The following is a 20,064-nucleotide window of genomic DNA, read 5'->3' on the forward strand; positions in this document are numbered from 1 at the left end:
AAAGTTTGTTATAAATTTGCACGCTCAAAAGCTGAATCAAGTTCAGCAGAATTTTGGTACTGGCCTATGGTGTAATTGGCAACACTACTGATTTTGGTTCAGTCATTCTAGGTTCGAGTCCTAGTAGGCCAACAGAAAGCCTCCCAAGTGTAATACTTTGGGAGGCTTTTTTATTTTGAACATTGTGAGTTTTCCAGGACAAGAGGATTTGAGTCGGTTCAAGTTTTTTGAAATGTGAATACAATTGAAGTGTCTAACCGAAATGTTTTACGGCATAAAGTGATGCTTGGGCTTTCCTGCCTTCCAAATTCATGGTTCCCAGGCTTTCAAACCCAAACGGGGTTGATGGCTCCAATAACTTTTTTAATTCTCCGGAAATGAGAAGTTCTTGATCAAGGGACTTGCACAGCTTTTGTATTCTGGCGGTAACATTAAGAACATCTCCTGTAAAAAATATTTCTTTTTTCAGGGCGCCAATTTCCCCTGTTGTTACCTTACCCACATGTAGCCCAGCCCTAAACGAAGGGATCACACCATAGGTTTTTATAAAAAAAGCTGATTTTTTGTTAAGATTGTCCTTCATGGCATAAAAACAACGTACACAGTTTTGCCTAGATAGCCCCTTGTCTTGCTTCCAAGTGATTACAATTTCGTCCCCTATATATTGGTACACTTCGCCATTGTGTTTTATGATTGCGTTGGAAAGTTGGTTGTAGTAATCCCTTAAGAAACGGAAGTACTGTTTATGTCCCAATTGCTCTGCCAATGATGTGGAAGATTTCATGTCCAAGAACATAAAAATTCGGGACTCTTCTTTGGGTCGATGATATTTCCCCGAGAAAAAGTTGAGCAAGACATCATGTCCCAAATGTTCACTGATGCCAGAATAGAGCAAAGAGACAAAAATGCTAAAAGCCAAGGATGCCATGGTGCTCAAAAAAGTAGGGCTGGTACTATAGTTTGAAAACTTTTGCCATACCTCAGAATCCCAAAGCGAAGTTTTTAACTCTATACTGGCCGCAATTGGATAGGCAATTAGGTTAATGGCCAACATGAACAGAAGATAAAATCCCATTTTGTAGAGGATTTTTTGTCCAAAACCTTTGGACTTGAACAATTTGCCCAACCAAAAGACCTCTAAGGTCCCTACGGCCAAACCTACTACAAAGACTGCAAGGGATGCGAATAGGAAAACATCCCACGTAACCGTTATGTCCGTTTCAGGGCGTACGTTTTTGTATTCGGTGGCCATGGACTCAATAAGCAAAATAAACCAACTGAGCACCAGCCAAATGATTCCAAAAGGAAGAATACGCTTAATATAGTATACAGTCTTCGGATTTTGAAAAAACCTCATGCTGTAAAGGTAACAGGAATTTGGTATGAAAAAAGCGCTTGGATTTTGGCCAAGGGCGTGGTTCAATATGCAGTGGCTTAAGTACTAGGTCAATTCTTGTTTACCCTGTAAGTAACCCTTCTATTGGTGATTACGGTCCCTACTTTTACGGTCAGGGTGGCTTCGTCCGAAGCCAGGATACTGCAAGATCCCGAGGAGTTGGAAACCAATACGCGGAAAATGTAGCCATTTTTGTCTGTGCCGGCTGCAATCACTGAAAGATTGGCCGTTTGGGTCCCGGTATATTCCAAACCATCTGTTAGGGGTACAAAATTACTGCCCCCATCGGTGCTTACTTCCCATTGGTATGTGTCCACATTGCTGGCGGTAACTGAAAAATTGACATTGTTGCCTGCAATGCTATTTTGGTCGGTGGGTTGACTTGAAATGGCATATGGGGATACTGTGATGGTCTGTTGGACATCCAAGGTGTTTCCAGATGCATCGGTTATTCTGTAGGTGCGTGTTATAATTTCAGGGTTGGTGCCACCATCACTTATATCGCTTATGAATGTTACTGTAGGACTGGGGTCGCAATTATCAGCTTCATCATTTACGGCTGTAATATCTGGTGCGGGTACATCATCTGTACAATATACCGTTAGGGGTGCAGGATTACTGGCGGTTGGGGCTACATTGTCAACCGTAATGGTTGTGGTGGCCGCAAGGTTAGGATAGGGTGGGTCTCCAGGCATGCCGCCATATTCCACCAAATAACCTTTTGGCTGATAATCCCCACTGGCAGCACCCGTGTTTGAAAGGTCGTTCCATGATCCCGGCAAACCGACCCCTGGAGCGGTAATATGCGCATAATCCTCGTCGCCTGAATTGTTTGGTTCCCCGCCGTTCCAAAATTCGTAGGCAAAGGCAGTTCCTGAAGCACCTCCTCTCCAGAACAAGGTTCCGGCTTCAGGACCAGTCACCCAGTACCAATCGCCTTCCAAGGCAGCATCACTGGCCCCGATCCATCCTGCTCCGGGAGCTTGGGACCCTAAAAGATCAGACTCATCTTGAATGGAGATGGTGGCCAAATAACCTTGAAGACCATAAAATGTACGTAGAGCAGCGGCATCCCTAGCTGAGGTCCATGTGATACCCAATGCGGGCACATACTCATAATAGTGACCGGTTGAAGCAAGGTAATTGGCTTCATTGAGCACTATGGAGAACGTCCGGGTATCGCCAGACGTAACTGTTCCTGTTGTTTGAAAGACCACGGCGCCAATGGCAGCTTCAAATTCTGCCAAGGTTGTAGGGCCGGTCAATGTTAATCTTCCTTCAGAAACGTCCCAACTAGAGGAAATATTGGGGTGTGTTCCCGTTAAGGTCAATAGGTCTCCTGTGTTGTCGTAGTTCGATGTGATTTGGATATAAACGGCATCCAAGGTTGTGTCATCCGGGTCTGAGATGGATACACTCTCAACAATGGCAATGGTGCTTCCGGGACAGAATATTTGATCTCCAGTTGCTGAAATGGATGGTGGTTGGTTGCCATCATTGGTATCGTCCCTGAAATCCAGATCGCCACCGGATGCAGCATCCCCATCAGAATCTGGTAAGGAAATACTGCCTCCACCGGTTGTGGTAGGATTATCAATGGTTCCACCCGGGTCACTATAGTCTGTTGAGGTGTCTATGTTGTCATCCAAGCCATCATTGTCGCTATCGGTACCAGCTAAGGTGAGAGCGGCTTCAGTTGTGTCGTTTGTTCCATCATTATCGCTGTCCGTGTCCAAAAAATCCGGGGTGCCGTCACCATCGGAATCTATATACGAAATACCACTGCTTTCATAGGCATTGTCCAAACCATCATTATCTGAATCACTACCTGTGGGGGCCGTATATCCCAAAGAGGTTTGGGCCTCCACGTTATCGGGAATACCGTCACCGTCGCTATCAAGATCTTGGTAATTGGGGATGCCATCGCCATCAGTGTCTATTGTGGTGCAATCCACGGAACCGCCATAACTGGCACCGTAGATTCTTGCTCCGATTTGGTAGGCCTCAATACGGAGATACTCTAAGGGGCTTCCACTTACGGTGAAGGTTACTTCCCGTATAGAGCCTGGTGCTGTATTGTCGGCATTGGCGATCCAACCATTGCTATTTCCTGCGGCATCAGAACGTTGCAATTGCATATCCGTATCGGTCACTGCGGGGTCTGCCCCTAAAAATACACTTACACTGGTGCCTATGGGCAATGCATTTGGGAATTGAAAAAGTAGAATGGAGCTTGCTCCAGGATATGTGGTGGCAGAGTTGGCGGCGTACGATGTCCCGGGATTTCCTTGGGCGTTGGAGTCATTGCTGAAGTGTCTGATATTGGTGGCTGATATGGCATAGTTTCCACTCAATCCGCCACATTCATCCGTATCCAATATCCCGTCGTTGTCATCGTCTAGATCAACACTGTCTTCAATGCCATCGCCATCTAAATCTGCTATGGCAATACTACAATTTGAATACAATATGGAAAAGGGAACGTTCTGCTTGGATATGGACGGTCCTTGGTATTGAACATTCAAGGTCTCCCCACCGCCGTTTTCAAAGAATAGGACGGTTATGTCGTGCAAGCCTGCAGTGAGGGATATTGAGCCTGATCTTTCCTGTGTGCCGTGTAGACCATCGTTATCAACAACTTGGGTTCCATCAATAAATAATTTTGATCCATCATCGGATGAGGTGTAAAAAGTGTAGGAGCCTGCCGTGTTGATCTGGATGTATCCTGAGTACCTGATACTGAAACTTTCAGCATCACCAGGGTCTTCCTGATTTTGGAGGGCATCCACGTCAAAACTGGAGAACACACCGGTGCCTAGGGCCCCTGTGGTTGGAATGTTGTCTGTGGTATACCCAGAAGGAACACTATCATAAAATTCAAAGTCAATCTCACCATTACATATTCCAGAATATCCTACAACCTCCACATCATCAATGAAATATTGTTCATCGTTGTCATGGTTAAGCATTTGTACCCTGATTTCAAGTGTGGAATTCCCAGTTGTTGATAGGTTTACGGTGTATGAAGGGTCCAGTGGATCAGAATCAGATCCAGAGACATTTACAAACTGCAGCCACGAGCCTCCATCAACGCGGTACGTTCCAATAAAATAGTCATTGCCATTGTCCATTTCATCTTCATCGTCCACCCATGTATCCATGCTGAAACTTATAAAATCGTATCCGGTTATGTCAATGGGGTCGGTTTGCCAAGTGCCTTGGGAATCCAGGTTTCTACCTCTTAAGGTATTGTTTCTGACGGATAGCCTGCCCCCGCGATTGGTGGTCCAATCCGAAGCGGAAGGACCTGATGCCGTTCCATTTTCGGTGCCATTGCCATAGCTGAAGTTCTCGCTCCAAAGTGTGGTTTGTGAAAAAATGGGGGTGACTCCCAGTAGAAAGAGAAAGAAAAAAAGGCAACGAAGCATTGATGCTCTTTGCATTACCGGCTTATCGCCATAAAATGAGCCCATTATCACTATTTTTAAGAATGCAAAGCTAACTGTAGTGTACGCTGATGAAAATATTTGTTGTGAAATGGAAGAATATGGATGTCTAGTATTGAATTGAGGCTTTTAGGGGTATTTTGGTTTAAGATCGAAGAGGAAAACAGTTTTGTGGCCTTAGTTTGCACATACTGATGAAATTATCGTATATTTGCACCGCTGAACGGATATAAAAGTATTCATGAGGGGACTTTGGGTCCCCTCTTTTATTACTTGATTTTATGTTTAAGGAGAAAGTGAAATCGTTGTTGGATAAAGCTCTGGAAGAGTATCCTTCTTTGTTTTTGATTGATTTTACTGTTGGTGGGGACAACACCATTAGGGTGGTTTTGGATGGTGATCAAGGTGTGGATCTCCAGGATTGCATGAACATCAGCCGAGCCATTGAACACAATTTGGATCGGGAAGAAGAAGATTTTTCTTTGGAAGTTACCTCGGCAGGTGCCACTTCTCCATTAAGATTGCCGCGTCAGTACAAAAAAAATATTGGAAGAAAGATTAAGGTCAGGACTGGGGCCGAAGAATTGGAAGGAACCTTGATCCAGACCTCGGAAAATAGTATTACCTTGGAATGGAAGGCCCGCGAGCCCAAGCCAGTGGGTAAAGGAAAGGTTACTGTGCAGAAAAAGCAGGAGATTGCATATTCTGATATACAAGAAGCAAAAGTTATTTTAAAATTTTAATTGTAGTTAAAAAATGGAAAACCTAGCGCTCATCGAATCCTTTTCGGAGTTTAAGGACGATAAGTTTATTGACAGGGTGACCCTTATGGCCATTTTGGAAGATGTGTTCCGAAATGCACTCAAGAAGAAATTTGGTTCCGATGATAACTTTGATATCATCATCAACCCAGATAAAGGGGATTTGGAGATTTGGAGAAACCGAGTTGTGGTAGAGGACGGTGAAGTGGAAGATCCCAACGAGGAAATCTCCCTTACGGAAGCTAGAAAAATCGAGCCCGATTTTGAGGTTGGGGAAGATGTTTCCGAAGAAGTGAAATTGATCGACCTTGGGAGAAGGGCTATTTTGGCGTTGCGTCAAAACCTTATTTCCAAGATCCATGAGCACGACAATACTACCATCTACAAGCAATTTAAAGACTTGGAGGGTGAGATTTACACAGCTGAAGTGCACCACATACGCCACAAGGCCATCATTTTGTTGGATGATGAAGGGAACGAAATCATTCTTCCAAAGGAAAAGCAGATTCCATCTGACTTTTTCCGCAAAGGTGATAACGTTAGGGGAATCATTGAGAGTGTGGAGTTAAAAGGAAATAAACCCACCATCATCATGTCGAGGACTTCGCCTATTTTCTTGGAGCAATTGTTCTTCCAAGAAATCCCTGAAGTGTTCGATGGTTTGATAACCATCAAAAAAGCGGTTCGTATCCCTGGTGAAAAAGCAAAAGTTGCCGTGGATTCCTATGATGATAGAATTGATCCTGTTGGTGCCTGTGTGGGTATGAAAGGATCTCGAATCCATGGTATTGTCCGTGAATTGGGCAATGAAAATATCGATGTCATCAATTGGACCAACAATTCGCAATTAATGGTGACAAGAGCATTGAGCCCTGCAAGGGTGTCTTCCGTTAAACTCAATGATGAGAAAAAAACGGCTCAGGTCTACCTAAAGCCAGAGGAGGTTTCCAAGGCTATTGGAAGAGGTGGCCATAATATCCGATTGGCGGGTCAATTGACTGGCTATGAGATTGATGTGTTCCGTGAAGGTGTGGAGGAAGATGTGGAATTGACAGAATTCTCCGATGAGATAGAAGGCTGGGTGATTGATGAATTCAAAAAGATTGGATTGGATACCGCGCGCAGCGTTTTGGAGCAAGATGTAAATGATTTGGTGAAGCGAACCGATTTGGAAGAGGAAACCGTTAAGGAAGTCGTTCGCATCCTCAAGGAAGAGTTTGAAGATTAAACTATATATTAGCAGCGAATTTTAGGGCAAGTAAAACAATTTATGGCAGGAAACCCAACAATACGACTTAACAAAGTTCTCAGGGAATTGAACATTTCACTTGATCGGGCAGTGGATTACCTTTCGTCAAAAGGACATGACGTGGAGGCACGTCCCACAACCAAGATCACGGACGAAGTGTATCAAGTACTGTTGGATGAATTCCAGACGGACAAGAGCAAGAAGGTAGCTTCCAAAGAGGTTGGCGAGGAAAAGCGCAAAGAGAAAGAGGCTATCCGAATCCAGATGGAGCAGGAGCAGGAAGAGCGCAGACTGGCTAGGGAAAAAAGAGAGGCAGAACAGCAGGTGATCAAAGCCAAAGCGGAACTTGCCGGCCCCAAGACCGTTGGTAAAATAGATTTGGACAAAAAGTCGGAAGCTCCCAAGGTTGAAGAACAAGAACAAGTAGTCGAGGAGCCCAAGGTTGAAGAAAAAGTCCCTGAAAAAGAAGAGACTCCAAAAAAGGAGGCTCCCAAAGAAGTCAAGGTAGAGGCAAAGAAGGAGGAAGTCAAAGAAGAAGCTCCCAAAGAAGAGTCCGATACCATCAAAACCCAATACAAGAAACTTTCCGGACCCAAGATTACTGGGGCCAAGATAGACCTTACACAATTCAATAAACCAAAGAAGAAGAAAGAGGATCAGAAGAAAACTGATTCCAAGGATTCCGACAGTAGTTCCGACCGTAGGAAACGAAGGAAAAGAATTGTTAAGAATGATGGTCAACCTGGAAATGGACGCCCCAATAATAGAGGGGGTAACGGACAAGGAAGAAGGGGTGGCCAACGTACCTCCGTTCCCAAAGTGGAGCCTACAGAAGAAGAAGTACAAAAGCAGGTAAGGGAAACCTTGGAAAAACTCCAAGGGAAATCTGGAAAGGGCAAAGGAGCCAAATATAGAAGGGAGAAAAGAGATCAACACCGTCAACAGACAGAGAAAGATCTTGAGCAGCAAGAGCTGGAAAGCAAAATCCTTAAGGTGACCGAGTTTGTTACGGTAAACGAAGTGGCTACCATGATGGATGTCTCCACGACCCAGATTATTTCTGCCTGTATGTCTTTAGGTATCATGGTGACCATGAACCAGCGTTTGGATGCTGAGACACTTTCCATTGTTGCCGATGAGTTTGGATATGAGGTAGAATTCGTTACCGCTGAAATAGAAGAGTCCATTGAGGAAGAAGTCGATGCTCCGGACGATTTAAAACCAAGAGCGCCGATTGTTACCGTTATGGGTCACGTAGACCACGGTAAAACCTCATTGTTGGATTATATCAGGGAAGAAAATGTTATTGCCGGAGAAAGTGGGGGAATTACGCAGCACATTGGTGCCTACGGGGTTTCCCTGGATAATGGTCAGCGAATAACCTTCTTGGATACTCCGGGACACGAAGCCTTTACGGCAATGCGTGCCCGTGGAGCCCAGGTTACCGATATTGCTATCATTGTGATTGCTGCGGACGATGATATCATGCCTCAGACCAAAGAGGCCATCAGTCACGCACAGGCGGCTGGTGTGCCCATTGTGTTTGCGATAAATAAGGTGGACAAGCCAACGGCCAATCCCGATAAAATTAAAGAAGGCCTAGCACAGATGAACCTTTTGGTGGAAGATTGGGGTGGGAAAATCCAGTCCCATGATATTTCTGCCAAAACTGGGCAAGGTGTCAAGGAATTATTGGAGAAAGTCTTGTTGGAGGCCGAATTATTGGAGCTGAAGGCTAATCCTGCCCGATTGGCATCAGGTACCGTTGTTGAAGCCTTTTTGGATAAAGGTCGGGGTTATGTCTCGACTATTTTGGTTCAGACAGGAACTTTAAAAATAGGAGACTATGTCTTGGCTGGTACATGCAGTGGTAAAGTAAAAGCCATGCAAGACGAGCGAGGTAAGAACGTGAAAATTGCCGGGCCGGCCACACCAATTTCAATTTTGGGATTGGATGGTGCCCCACAAGCAGGGGATAGGTTCAATGTGTTGGAAGATGAACGCGAGGCCAAACAAATAGCCGCAAAACGTTCACAGTTGCAACGGGAACAAACGGTCAGGACCCAAAGACATATTACACTTGATGAAATTGGACGAAGAATTGCATTGGGCGACTTCAAAGAGCTTAATATTATCCTCAAGGGTGATGTGGATGGTTCGGTGGAAGCCTTGACGGATTCGTTCCAAAAATTGTCTACTGACGAAATTCAGGTGAACATCATCCATAAGGGTGTTGGTGCCATTACAGAATCGGATGTCTTGTTGGCAAGTGCTTCAGACGCCATTATTATAGGATTCAATGTAAGGCCTATGGGCAATGCCCGCATGGTCGCCGAGAAAGAGGAGATTGATATCAGGACCTATTCCATTATTTATGATGCCATCAATGATTTGAAAGACGCCATGGAAGGTATGCTTTCGCCAGAGATGAAGGAAGAAGTCACTGGTAATGCTGAAATCAGGGAAACTTTCAAAATATCCAAAATCGGAACCATCGCAGGTTGTATGGTCACCAGTGGAAAGATTTTCAGAAATTCCCAAATACGGCTTATCCGGGATGGGGTGGTCATATATACAGGAGAACTTGCATCCTTGAAACGATTTAAGGATGATGTGAAGGAAGTTTCCAAAGGGTATGATTGCGGTCTTCAGGTGAAAAACTACAATGATGTCAGGGAGGGTGATATTTTAGAAGCTTTCCAAGAAGTGGCAGTAAAGAAAAAGCTCTAAAGAGAGATAACATAGAAATAAAAAAATCCCGTTTTAAACGGGATTTTTTTATTTGGAAGAATTTTCCGGTTTAAGCAGCATGGCATCCGGATATTTTTTTCGGACTTCAAGGTATTTTCGTTCAGCCTCCAATTTTGTTTTGAACTTTCCAAGGCGTACCCGATAAGTGGGAGATTCAAACTCAATCTTTGAATACCATCCTGGAAAATCTATGTCTACTTGAGCCTTTAGATTTTGTGCTTTCTGATAGGAACCAAATCCTACTTGTATCTGATAAAATTCAGCTTTTGAATTTGCCTCGGCATAGAGCTTGACCAATTCATCTATTCTAGAATCTTGCTGTATGGAAACCCTGCCCTCTTGTGCGGACAACTGTAGGGAAAGCCCAATAAAAAAGAATGCATATACAAGAGATTTCATAGGATTCAAGTGTTTTGTATTAATGTGTTTATGCAAAAGTAAATTTTTATGGTCTAAACCTGTGGACCGTCTTTTATTTAGAATCTTTATAAATTAGATGTTATAAATACCTTAACATTTCAAAAAATGGTGCTATGTCGTACTTTTGTGATCAATTTTGGTAGGATAAAAAGCTATTGTTCTCTATATCAATAGAAACAATCATGCCAAAGATTTCGATAGAAATTTCGTTAATATGAAAAAGGTTTTGTACCGCCATCTATTTTCTAAAATTTTAGGTCTTTCTCTCCTATTTTTTTCCATTTCATTTTATGCGCAGGAAGAAGCTGCCGCCGATGCCGGTGGTGGGGATCCTGCAAAAGGGAAACAGCTCTTTAATCAGAACTGTGCCGCTTGTCATTCCTTGGATCGCAAAATGACCGGTCCCGCGTTGGCCAATGTGGAGTCGCGTTTGTCGGAAGATCAAGGATTGGATAAGGAGTGGTTGTATTCTTGGATCAAGAACAGTCCTGGGATGATAAGCTCTGGGGATTCCTATGCAAACGCAATCTACGCTGAGTATAATCAGGCGGCAATGACGCCTTTCCCAACGTTGTCCAATCAGGACATCGATGATATTTTGGCCTACACGGCCGCTCCGCCAGCCAAACCTGTGGCAGCTGCTGCTGGAGGTGATGTTACTCTTACTCCAGCTCAAAGTTCTGGGATATCCAATGAAGTGATTTTGGGAGCTTTGGCGTTGGTGTTTGGTCTTTTGGTGATCATGTTGGTCTTGGTGAATAAGACGCTGCGTAGAATAGCGGAAGCCAATGGTGTTGTCTTGGAAAATGAAAAGGCGGAGAAACGTCTGCCAATTTGGAAAGCTTTTGCCCAAAATCAATTTTTGGTATTGGTCAGTGCTATTTTTCTATTGTTGGCAAGTGCTTACTTTGCGTACGGTTGGATGATGCAGGTTGGTGTGGATCAAGGATATGCTCCCGTACAGCCCATTCACTTTTCGCACAAAATCCACGCCGGGGACAATAAGATAGATTGTAAGTATTGCCACTCTTCTGCAAGGGTGTCCAAAACTTCAGGAATACCCTCATTGAACGTATGTATGAATTGTCACAAATCCATTTATGAATATGCTGGAAACCCTGAAGGGCCATCAGCTGAGGATTTGGCTGCTGGGCACACCAATGAATTCTATACAGCTGAAATCAAAAAGTTGTATAAAGCTGTTGGATGGGATGAGGAAAATCAAAAATATACGGGTGAAACAAAGCCAGTGCAATGGGTGAGAATCCATAACCTGCCAGATTTTGCCTATTTCAATCACTCCCAACACGTGTCGGTTGCAGGGATAGCCTGTCAAACCTGTCACGGACCAATCGAGGAAATGGAAGTTGTGGAGCAATTTGCACCATTGACCATGGGTTGGTGTGTGAACTGTCACAGGGAGACCAATGTAAAGATGGAGGGCAATGCATACTACGAGGCCATTCATGAGGAGTTGTCCAAAAAATATGGCGTTGAGCAGTTGACTGCGGCCATGATGGGTGGTATAGAATGTGGTAAGTGTCACTATTAAGAATTAAAGGAAGATAATCTCAGATATATCGTATGGCATCAAACAAAAAATATTGGAAAAGTGAAGCGGAGTTGAATCCGAACGATTCCATTGTTGAGACGCTAAGACAAAACGAATTTACAGAACAGATCCCCGTTGATGAGTTTTTGGGTGACAAGGAAAACTTGTCCGCTTCAAATACCAACAGAAGGGACTTTCTGAAATATGTTGGGTTCAGTACAGCTGCGGCAGCGGTTGCTGCATGTGAGGGACCGGTCCACAAGTCCATACCCTACGTGGTACAGCCGGACAATATTGTTCCGGGTGTGGCCAACTATTACGCAACCACTATTGCGGATGGTTTTGATTTTGCCAGTGTTTTGGTGAAAACAAGGGAAGGAAGACCTATAAAGATTGAAAACAACACCGATGCCAAGGTGAATGGAAGTGCCAATGCAAGGGTTCAGGCCTCTGTATTGACACTGTATGATAGCAAGAGGGTCCAGGGGCCAAGTGCCAATGGTGAGCCTGTTGAGTGGAAGGTGTTGGATGCTACGGTAAAAGCCAAATTGGGCAGTTTGAAAGGGTCTAACCGACAAATTGTTTTGTTGACCCAAACTTATGCAAGCCCATCTACCGATAAATTGATTGCCGAGTTCAAGGAAGCTTATGGTGAAAATGTGAACCACGTGGTTTACGATGCCATTTCTGAAGACGCTGCACTCAACGCATTCAATGAGGCCTATGGTGAACGTGCCTTGGCTGATTATGATTTTGAAAAAGCAGAATTGATTGTTTCCTTCGGGGCTGATTTCTTAGGAGATTGGCAAGGAGGAGGATATGATAGTGGATACGCCAAAGGACGTGTGCCCAAACATGGGAAAATGTCCAGGCATATTCAATTGGAGTCCAATATGTCTTTGTCCGGAGCCAATGCGGACAAGCGTTATCCCATGACGCCCACCCAACAAAAAATTGCCTTGGCCAAGTTGTATGGCAAATTGAACGGCAGTAGTGTGGGTGGAGGTACTTCTGATGTGGATGAGGCTGTGGATAAGGTTGCTTCCGAGTTGAAAAAAGCGGGAAGCAAAGCTGTTGTGGTTACAGGACTTAATGATGTAAATGCGCAGACTGTTGTCTTGGCCATCAATAAATTATTGGCCAGTGAAGCTTTTGATGCAGAGAACCCAAGATATGTTCGTCAGGGTGATACGGCCAAAGTAGGTAAGTTGATTGCCGATATGAATGCCGGTCGAGTTGGCGCTTTGATAATGGACGGGGTGAATCCTGCGTACACATTGCCCAATGCCGAGGAGTTCGTATCCGGACTTGAAAAGGTTGATGTTTCCGTGGCATTTGCGTTCAATAACGACGAAACCGCCCAAGCGGCTGGTTATGTAGCTGCTGCTTCCCATTACTTGGAGTCTTGGGGAGATGCGCAATTCAGAAAAGGACAATACACTTTAATGCAACCTGCCATCCGACAGTTGTTTGATACTAGACAGTTTCAAACCGCTTTGTTGACTTGGATGGGTAGTGAAAAAACATATTACGATTACATTAAGGAAACTTGGAGCACAGATATCCTTCAAGGAGGGTCTTGGAACAAGGCGCTTCAGGATGGGGTTTTTGTGGCTTCTTCTCCTGTTGCCCAAGAGGAGGGTGCTGTTGCAGCTTCGCAAGCTGAGGCGGAAGAAGCAGAAGGTGAATCCACAGTGGTTCCCATTGCATCCGCAATTCGCTCCTTGGTGAATGCTGCCAGTACCGGAACAGAATTGGTGCTGTATTCCAAAGTAGGTATGGGTGATGGTCGACAGGCCAATAACCCATGGTTGCAAGAGTTTCCTGATCCTATTTCCAGGGTTTCTTGGGACAACTATGTGACCGTTTCCAAAGCCGATGCCGAAAAATGGGAGGTTGAAAACAAAATGGTTGCCGATGGTGGAGTGAATGGTAGTTACGTGAACCTTACCGTGGACGGAAAAGTATTGGAAAACGTTCCTGTAATCGTACAGCCTGGTCAAGCAGTAGGTACCGTGGGACTTTCTTTTGGATATGGTAAAAAAGCCGGAATGCAGTCTGAAATGGCCACGGGGGTAAATGCTTACGCTTTGTATTCCAATTTTTCAGATGTACAGTCCGTAACCATTGAAAAAGTGGGTGGAGAGCATGAATTTGCTTGTATCCAGTCGCAAAAAACATTGATGGGTAGAGGAGATATCATCAAGGAAACCACCTTGGAAATCTTCAATACTAAAGACCATGCAGAATGGAATCATATGCCACATGTTTCATTGAACCACAATGAAATCCCTGTGACTTCTCCAGATGCCGACCTTTGGGATGAGTTCGATCGTTCCATTGGGCACCACTTTAACTTGTCCATCGACTTGAATGCTTGTACAGGATGTGGGGCTTGTGTTATAGCTTGTCATGCTGAAAACAACGTTCCGGTTGTAGGTAAAGCGGAGATGCGTCGTTCACGCGACATGCACTGGTTGCGAATCGATAGATATTACTCTTCAGAGGAGACCTTTGAACAAGATAATGAGAAGAAGGATGGAATGGATGGTCTTTGGGGTGAAAAAGGTTCCTTGGGCGGATTCAGGGAGATGGAAGATCCATCTGCCAATCCTCAGGTAGCCTTCCAGCCAGTAATGTGCCAGCACTGTAACCACGCACCTTGTGAAACAGTTTGTCCTGTTGCGGCCACTTCACACAGTAGGCAAGGTCAGAACCACATGGCATACAACCGTTGTGTGGGTACTAGATATTGTGCCAACAACTGTCCATATAAAGTACGTCGATTCAACTGGTTCTTGTACAACAACAATGACGAGTTCGATTTCAATATGAACAATGACTTGGGCAAGATGGTCATCAACCCAGACGTGAACGTTCGTTCAAGAGGGGTAATGGAAAAATGCTCTATGTGTATCCAAATGACACAAAAGACCATTTTGGATGCCAAGCGAGATGGACGAGTCATCAAGGATGGTGAGTTCCAGACAGCCTGTTCTGCGGCATGTAGCAGTGGAGCCATGGTATTTGGAGACATCAACGACAATGAAAGTAAGGTTGCCAAGTTGAAGGAAGATGATAGAATGTACCACTTATTGGAGCATGTGGGTACAAAACCCAATGTGTTCTATCATGTTAAGGTAAGAAACACCAACGAGGCGTAATCAATAAAAAGAAGTAACTAGAAGATAAATTATGGCGTCGCATTACGAAGCACCTATTCGAAAGCCCTTAGTACTTGGAGACAAAGGATACCACGATGTAACCGTGGACATTGCCCGTCCGGTAGAGGGAAAGGCCAATAAACAATGGTGGATTGTCTTCACCATTGCCCTTGTGGCATTCCTTTGGGGTCTAGGATGTATCATTTACACCATTTCCACTGGTATTGGGGTTTGGGGTCTTAACCGAACCGTGAACTGGGCCTGGGACATCACCAACTTTGTATGGTGGGTGGGTATTGGTCACGCAGGAACCCTGATTTCGGCGGTACTGTTGTTGTTCCGTCAAAAATGGAGAATGGCGATTAACCGTTCCGCGGAGGCGATGACCATTTTCTCGGTAGTTCAGGCAGGTTTGTTCCCGATCATCCACATGGGTCGTCCATGGTTGGGGTATTGGGTACTTCCCATCCCTAACCAATTCGGTTCCCTTTGGGTGAACTTCAACTCACCATTGCTTTGGGATGTATTCGCGATTTCAACCTACCTTTCCGTATCATTGGTATTCTGGTGGACAGGGCTACTGCCTGACTTCGCCATGATCCGCGATAGAGCGGTAAAACCTTTCCAAAAGAAAATATACAGCCTGTTGAGCTTCGGTTGGACAGGTAGAGCCAAAGACTGGCAACGTTTCGAGGAAGTTTCCTTGGTATTGGCCGGTTTGGCAACACCTTTGGTACTTTCCGTACACACCATTGTATCGTTTGACTTTGCTACCTCGGTAATTCCAGGATGGCACACCACCATCTTTCCACCGTACTTCGTTGCTGGTGCGATTTTCTCTGGATTTGCCATGGTGAACACGCTTTTGATCATTATGCGTAAAGTGTGTAACCTTGAAGCGTATATCACTGTACAACATATTGAGTTGATGAACATCGTAATCATGATCACAGGTTCCATCGTTGGATGTGCCTATATCACGGAGTTGTTCATTGCTTGGTACTCAGGGGTTGAGTACGAGCAATATGCCTTCTTGAACAGGGCTACAGGACCTTACTGGTGGGCGTACTGGTCCATGATGACCTGTAACGTGTTCTCGCCGCAGTTCATGTGGTTCAAAAAATTGCGTACCAGTATCATGTTCTCTTTCTTTATCTCTATCGTGGTAAACATAGGGATGTGGTTCGAGCGTTTTGTGATCATTGTTACCTCATTGCACAGGGATTACCTGCCGTCTTCTTGGACCATGTTCTCCCCAACCTTTGTGGATATCGGAATCTTCATCGGAACCATTGGATTCTTCTTTGTGTTGTTCTTGTTGTATTCCAGAACCTTCCCTGTAATTGCCCAGGCGGAAGTGAAATCTATCTTGAAGGCATCAGGTGAAAAATACAAGAAGCTTAGGGATTCTGGAAAACCATTGTATGAAATGCCGGCTAAAGGTGGCTCTAAAAAGGTAGAGGCTCCTAAAGCTGAAGCAAAAGAGGTCGATCCAAAACAAGTTTCATCCCTGTTGGAAGCTATCGGCACATTCGACCCTGAAACGGATACTGCGGATGACTTGAAAAAGGTCAAAGGTATTGGTCCACAAATGGAGGAAGCATTGAACCAGATAGGCATCCATACCTTTGCACAGGTAAGTAAAATGACCGAAAAAGAATATGATCTGTTGGATTCCATTACAGGTTCCTTCCCGGGAAGGGCGCAGCGTGATGATTGGGCAGGTCAAGCAAAAAAATTAAACGATAAGAAATAGTTATGGCATCAAAAGTTATTCAGGCGCTTTACCACGATGACGATGTGTTGATGCATGCCGTAAAGAAAGTGAGGGCAGAGCACCATCATATAGAGGAAGTATACACCCCTTTCCCAGTTCACGGTTTGGACAAGGCCATGGGATTGGCAGATACGCGAATTGCGATCACTTCCTTCATGTATGGTTGTTTGGGATTGACCGTTGCCATTGTGATGATGAACTACATCATGATTGAGGATTGGCCCCAAGATATTGGAGGAAAGCCCAGCTTTAGCTATTTGGAAAATATGCCCGCCTTTGTTCCGATCATGTTCGAGTTGACGGTTTTCTTCGCAGCTCACTTGATGGTAATCACCTTTTACCTAAGAAGTAAAATGTGGCCCTTCAAAAAAGCTGAAAACCCAGACAAACGTACTACGGATGACCATTTTTTAATGGAAATTGGAGTGCACGATAATGAAAAGGAGTTGACCGATTTGTTGTGGGAAACAGGAGCGGTGGAAATAAAAGTTACAGAAAAGGAGTCTTAATACTATGAAACTACTAGGTAAAATAAGTGTTGTATTGGCCGTGGTGTTGTTTGTTGCTGCTTGCGCTGACAAAAACAGACCAAACTACCAATTTATGCCAAATATGTACGAAGGCGTAGGATATGAAACCTATCAAGGAGTGGATAATGGATTGTTCCCTGAAGGAACGGAAGCCATGTTGCCTGTGGAAGGAACCATCTCCAGAGGGTATATGCCCTATGAGTTCGAAAATACTCCTGAAGGAAAAGAACTGGCAAGGTTGAATACAAGTCCCTTGGATTCCTTGAATTTGGAGGAAGACTTGGCTGCCGGAGCGGAATTGTACGCTATTTATTGTGCGGTATGCCATGGACCTAAAGGGGATGGACAAGGAAACTTGGTAAAACGTGAAAAAATATTGGGTGTTCCCAGCTATAGTGATGCGGCAAGAAACATTACCGTGGGTACTACGTACCATACCATTTACTATGGTTTAAATTCCATGGGCTCCTATGCATCTCAGTTCGCCAACGAAGAGGAGATGTGGCAGGTGTCAGAATACGTGATGAAGTTAAAGGAGGACCTAACAAAATAATTGGATAAGAGTAAACTATGTACACCTTTTCAAACAGACTTAAAATAGGATCTTTCATTGCCATGGGGCTTGGAGTTATTTTCTTGGCCATTGGTTTTCTATCGGCTCCATCAACAGTGGAAGAGGCAAAGGCCATTGTGGCTGCCCATGATGATGGCCACGGAGGTGGTCACGGACAAGAGGCTGTAAGCCATGGAGGTGATCAAGGCCATGGGGAAAGTGCCGCACACAGCGCAGAAGCTTCACATGATGAAGGACATGATGCCGCTCATGATGAGCATTTGTTGCACCAACTACAGAACAAGCCGTGGGCCGCTCTGTATGTAGCTGCTTTCTTTTTCTTTATGATCGCTTTGGGAGTATTGGCTTTCTACGCCATACAACGTGCCGCACAAGCTGGTTGGTCTCCCTTGTTGTTTAGGGTCATGGAAGGAATTACTTCCTATTTGGTGCCAGGAGGTATCATTGTATTTGTGATTTTGGTACTGTCCGTAATGCATATGAACCATATGTTCGTGTGGATGGATGCCGATGTTGTGGCACACGATAAACTATTACAAGGAAAAGCAGGGTATTTGAACCCAACCTTCTTCTTGGTAAGGGCCGCTATATTTTTGGGTGGATGGATTTTTTATCGTGAATATTCCAGAAAACTTTCTTTGGCTCAGGATGAGTCCGATGATAACAGCAACTTTGTAAAGAACTTTAGATGGTCTGCCGGATTCTTGGTATTCTATCTCGTTACCGAATCCATGATGTCCTGGGATTGGATCATGAGTTTGGACCCACACTGGTTCAGTACCCTTTTCGGATGGTATGTATTTGCCAGTATGTTCGTATCAGGAATCACTGTGATTGCCATGGTGACCATTTACCTGAAGTCCAAAGGATACTTGGAGCAAGTGAACAATAGCCACATCCACGATTTGGCCAAGTTTATGTTCGGTATCAGTATTTTCTGGACCTATTTGTGGTTTGCCCAGTTCATGTTGATTTGGTATGCCAACATTCCAGAAGAGGTTACGTATTATGTGGCACGTTTCCAAGATTTCAAACTGCCGTTCTTTGCCATGTTGGTGATGAACTTCGTGTTCCCATTGTTGGTGTTGATGAACAGCGACTACAAGCGGGTCAACTGGTTTGTGATCATGGCTGGTGTTGTGGTGTTGGCAGGACACTATTTGGATGTCTTCAATATGGTTATGCCAGCAACAGTAGGGGATCAATGGTATATTGGATTGCCAGAAATAGGAGGTATATTGTTCTTTGGAGGGTTATTTGTGTACTGGGTGTTCAATACCTTGACCAAAGCGCCATTGCAACCAAAGCGCAATCCATTTATTGAGGAAAGTAGACATTTTCATTATTAATACGATTTAAGTCTTAGATAAGTATACAATGACTGCATTATTAACATTGACTGTTTTAGTACTGGTGGCGATTGCGATATGGCAAATGACCAAGATTTTTGAATTGTCCCAACTTAAAACAGAGAAGGCCGAGATAGCAAACGATACGGATAACAAATACAACGGGTATCTTTTGTTTGCATTCCTGATATTCATCTACGGAATCACCATTTTCAGTTTTGCAAAATATACAAAGGTACTGTTGCCTGAGGCTTCATCCGCTCATGGTGGAGAATACGACCAATTGATGTGGGTGTCTTTTGCGATCATTTTCTTTGTTCAGTTTATTACACAGGCTTTGCTGCACTATTTTGGGTACAAGTACCGTGGGGAAGAAGGAAAAAAGGCCTTGTTCTATGCAGATAACGACCGTTTGGAGTTCATTTGGACCATCATTCCAGTAGTTGTTTTGGCCGGATTGATCTTATGGGGATTGTATACGTGGACCAACATTATGGATGTCAACGATGAGGACGACCCCTTGATTGTTGAGCTTTATGCCCAGCAGTTTAACTGGACTGCCCGATATGGAGGCGACGACAATGTTTTGGGAGATGCCAGTGTACGACTTATTGATATTGACAGAGCGAACGTTTTAGGTTTGGATGAGTCAGATCCTAATGGGGATGATGATGTCATTGTAAAGGAATTGCACCTGCCCGTAGGGCGAAAGGTGAATTTTAAGATGCGTTCACAAGATGTATTGCATTCTGCCTACATGCCGCACTTTAGGGCACAGATGAACTGTGTTCCCGGTATGATTACGCAATTCTCGTTCACGCCTACTGTTACTACGGAAGAAATGCGTTTGAACCCAGATGTAGTGGAAAAAGTAAAACGGACCAATGCCATTAGGGCAGAGTGGGCCGCAGAAGGAAGACCGAATTCCGATCCATGGGAGTTCGACTATGTATTGCTTTGCAATAAAATTTGCGGAAAATCACACTATAACATGCAGATGAAGATTATAGTGGAGACCGAAGAGGAGTTCAACAAATGGATGGCGGAACAGACTACGTTCAAACAAACTGTAGCTCCCGCAGAATAATTTAGGCT

The 20,064-nt window shown here is 44.4% G+C and carries 13 protein-coding genes and 1 tRNA gene; 11 read left to right on the top strand and 3 right to left on the bottom strand.

Features of this window, described 5'->3' with window-relative positions; genetic code table 11:
* The first annotated feature begins 60 nt into the window (after positions 1 to 60).
* A tRNA-Gln gene (locus EZV76_RS11445) sits at positions 61 to 132 on the top strand.
* 121 nt (positions 133 to 253) lie between these two features.
* Here the strand turns inward: EZV76_RS11445 and EZV76_RS11450 are convergent.
* Positions 254 to 1,357: an adenylate/guanylate cyclase domain-containing protein gene (locus tag EZV76_RS11450; protein WP_136566698.1), complete on the bottom strand. Its 1,104-nt coding sequence runs from the start codon at positions 1,355 to 1,357 to the stop codon at positions 254 to 256.
* Between the two features lie 89 nt (positions 1,358 to 1,446).
* On the bottom strand, positions 1,447 to 4,869 hold the full coding sequence (locus EZV76_RS11455) for a PA14 domain-containing protein (RefSeq protein WP_136566699.1): 3,423 nt from the start codon (positions 4,867 to 4,869) through the stop codon (positions 1,447 to 1,449).
* Positions 4,870 to 5,123: 254 nt separating this feature from the next.
* On the opposite strand from EZV76_RS11455, the gene rimP reads away from it, so the two are divergent.
* Genes rimP through infB form a run of 3 tightly spaced genes read left to right on the top strand, consistent with a single transcriptional unit; the run spans position 5,124 to position 9,582 of the window.
* The gene (gene rimP / locus EZV76_RS11460) at positions 5,124 to 5,585 is read left to right on the top strand and encodes a ribosome assembly cofactor RimP (protein WP_136566700.1); all 462 of its coding nucleotides are present in this window, start codon (positions 5,124 to 5,126) and stop codon (positions 5,583 to 5,585) included.
* Positions 5,586 to 5,598: 13 nt separating this feature from the next.
* Positions 5,599 to 6,831 (top strand): transcription termination factor NusA, encoded by a 1,233-nt coding sequence (gene nusA / locus EZV76_RS11465; protein ID WP_136566701.1) that lies wholly within the window; start codon positions 5,599 to 5,601, stop codon positions 6,829 to 6,831.
* Positions 6,832 to 6,873: 42 nt separating this feature from the next.
* Positions 6,874 to 9,582: a translation initiation factor IF-2 gene (gene infB, locus EZV76_RS11470; RefSeq protein WP_136566702.1), complete on the top strand. Its 2,709-nt coding sequence runs from the start codon at positions 6,874 to 6,876 to the stop codon at positions 9,580 to 9,582.
* A 48-nt stretch (positions 9,583 to 9,630) separates the two neighbouring features.
* On the opposite strand, the gene EZV76_RS11475 is transcribed toward infB, so the two are convergent.
* Positions 9,631 to 10,002, bottom strand: a complete 372-nt coding sequence (locus EZV76_RS11475; RefSeq protein WP_136566703.1) for an SPOR domain-containing protein — start codon at positions 10,000 to 10,002, stop codon at positions 9,631 to 9,633.
* A 235-nt stretch (positions 10,003 to 10,237) separates the two neighbouring features.
* On the opposite strand from EZV76_RS11475, the gene EZV76_RS11480 reads away from it, so the two are divergent.
* Genes EZV76_RS11480 through EZV76_RS11510 form a run of 7 tightly spaced genes read left to right on the top strand, consistent with a single transcriptional unit; the run spans position 10,238 to position 20,056 of the window.
* Positions 10,238 to 11,575, top strand: a complete 1,338-nt coding sequence (locus tag EZV76_RS11480; RefSeq protein WP_136566704.1) for a c-type cytochrome — start codon at positions 10,238 to 10,240, stop codon at positions 11,573 to 11,575.
* Between the two features lie 32 nt (positions 11,576 to 11,607).
* Complete coding sequence (locus EZV76_RS11485) at positions 11,608 to 14,739, top strand: TAT-variant-translocated molybdopterin oxidoreductase (protein ID WP_136566705.1); 3,132 nt, start codon at positions 11,608 to 11,610, stop codon at positions 14,737 to 14,739.
* A gap of 31 nt (positions 14,740 to 14,770) precedes the next feature.
* Positions 14,771 to 16,495, top strand: a complete 1,725-nt coding sequence (locus EZV76_RS11490; RefSeq protein ID WP_136566706.1) for a helix-hairpin-helix domain-containing protein — start codon at positions 14,771 to 14,773, stop codon at positions 16,493 to 16,495.
* A gap of 2 nt (positions 16,496 to 16,497) precedes the next feature.
* Positions 16,498 to 17,025 carry a DUF3341 domain-containing protein gene (locus EZV76_RS11495; RefSeq protein ID WP_129655472.1) on the top strand — a complete coding sequence of 176 codons (528 nt, stop codon included), beginning with the start codon at positions 16,498 to 16,500 and terminating at the stop codon, positions 17,023 to 17,025.
* A 4-nt stretch (positions 17,026 to 17,029) separates the two neighbouring features.
* Complete coding sequence (locus EZV76_RS11500; protein ID WP_136566707.1) at positions 17,030 to 17,599, top strand: c-type cytochrome; 570 nt, start codon at positions 17,030 to 17,032, stop codon at positions 17,597 to 17,599.
* Positions 17,600 to 17,616: 17 nt separating this feature from the next.
* Positions 17,617 to 18,969, top strand: a complete 1,353-nt coding sequence (locus EZV76_RS11505; protein ID WP_136566708.1) for a quinol:cytochrome C oxidoreductase — start codon at positions 17,617 to 17,619, stop codon at positions 18,967 to 18,969.
* Positions 18,970 to 18,997: 28 nt separating this feature from the next.
* Positions 18,998 to 20,056, top strand: coding sequence for a cytochrome c oxidase subunit II (locus tag EZV76_RS11510; protein ID WP_136566709.1), 1,059 nt, complete (start codon positions 18,998 to 19,000; stop codon positions 20,054 to 20,056).
* Positions 20,057 to 20,064: the final 8 nt, after the last annotated feature.

Source organism: Flagellimonas alvinocaridis (assembly GCF_004916895.1).
GTDB lineage: Bacteria > Bacteroidota > Bacteroidia > Flavobacteriales > Flavobacteriaceae > Flagellimonas > Flagellimonas alvinocaridis.

Bases quoted from the DNA above. Each gene is read 5' to 3' on its own strand.
- EZV76_RS11450 (WP_136566698.1), bottom strand. From the start codon at position 1,357: ATGAGGTTTTTTCAAAATCCGAAGACTGTATACTATATTAAGCGTATT.
- EZV76_RS11455 (WP_136566699.1), bottom strand. From the start codon at position 4,869: ATGGGCTCATTTTATGGCGATAAGCCGGTAATGCAAAGAGCATCAATG.
- rimP (WP_136566700.1), top strand. From the start codon at position 5,124: ATGTTTAAGGAGAAAGTGAAATCGTTGTTGGATAAAGCTCTGGAAGAG.
- nusA (WP_136566701.1), top strand. From the start codon at position 5,599: ATGGAAAACCTAGCGCTCATCGAATCCTTTTCGGAGTTTAAGGACGAT.
- infB (WP_136566702.1), top strand. From the start codon at position 6,874: ATGGCAGGAAACCCAACAATACGACTTAACAAAGTTCTCAGGGAATTG.
- EZV76_RS11475 (WP_136566703.1), bottom strand. From the start codon at position 10,002: ATGAAATCTCTTGTATATGCATTCTTTTTTATTGGGCTTTCCCTACAG.
- EZV76_RS11480 (WP_136566704.1), top strand. From the start codon at position 10,238: ATGAAAAAGGTTTTGTACCGCCATCTATTTTCTAAAATTTTAGGTCTT.
- EZV76_RS11485 (WP_136566705.1), top strand. From the start codon at position 11,608: ATGGCATCAAACAAAAAATATTGGAAAAGTGAAGCGGAGTTGAATCCG.
- EZV76_RS11490 (WP_136566706.1), top strand. From the start codon at position 14,771: ATGGCGTCGCATTACGAAGCACCTATTCGAAAGCCCTTAGTACTTGGA.
- EZV76_RS11495 (WP_129655472.1), top strand. From the start codon at position 16,498: ATGGCATCAAAAGTTATTCAGGCGCTTTACCACGATGACGATGTGTTG.
- EZV76_RS11500 (WP_136566707.1), top strand. From the start codon at position 17,030: ATGAAACTACTAGGTAAAATAAGTGTTGTATTGGCCGTGGTGTTGTTT.
- EZV76_RS11505 (WP_136566708.1), top strand. From the start codon at position 17,617: ATGTACACCTTTTCAAACAGACTTAAAATAGGATCTTTCATTGCCATG.
- EZV76_RS11510 (WP_136566709.1), top strand. From the start codon at position 18,998: ATGACTGCATTATTAACATTGACTGTTTTAGTACTGGTGGCGATTGCG.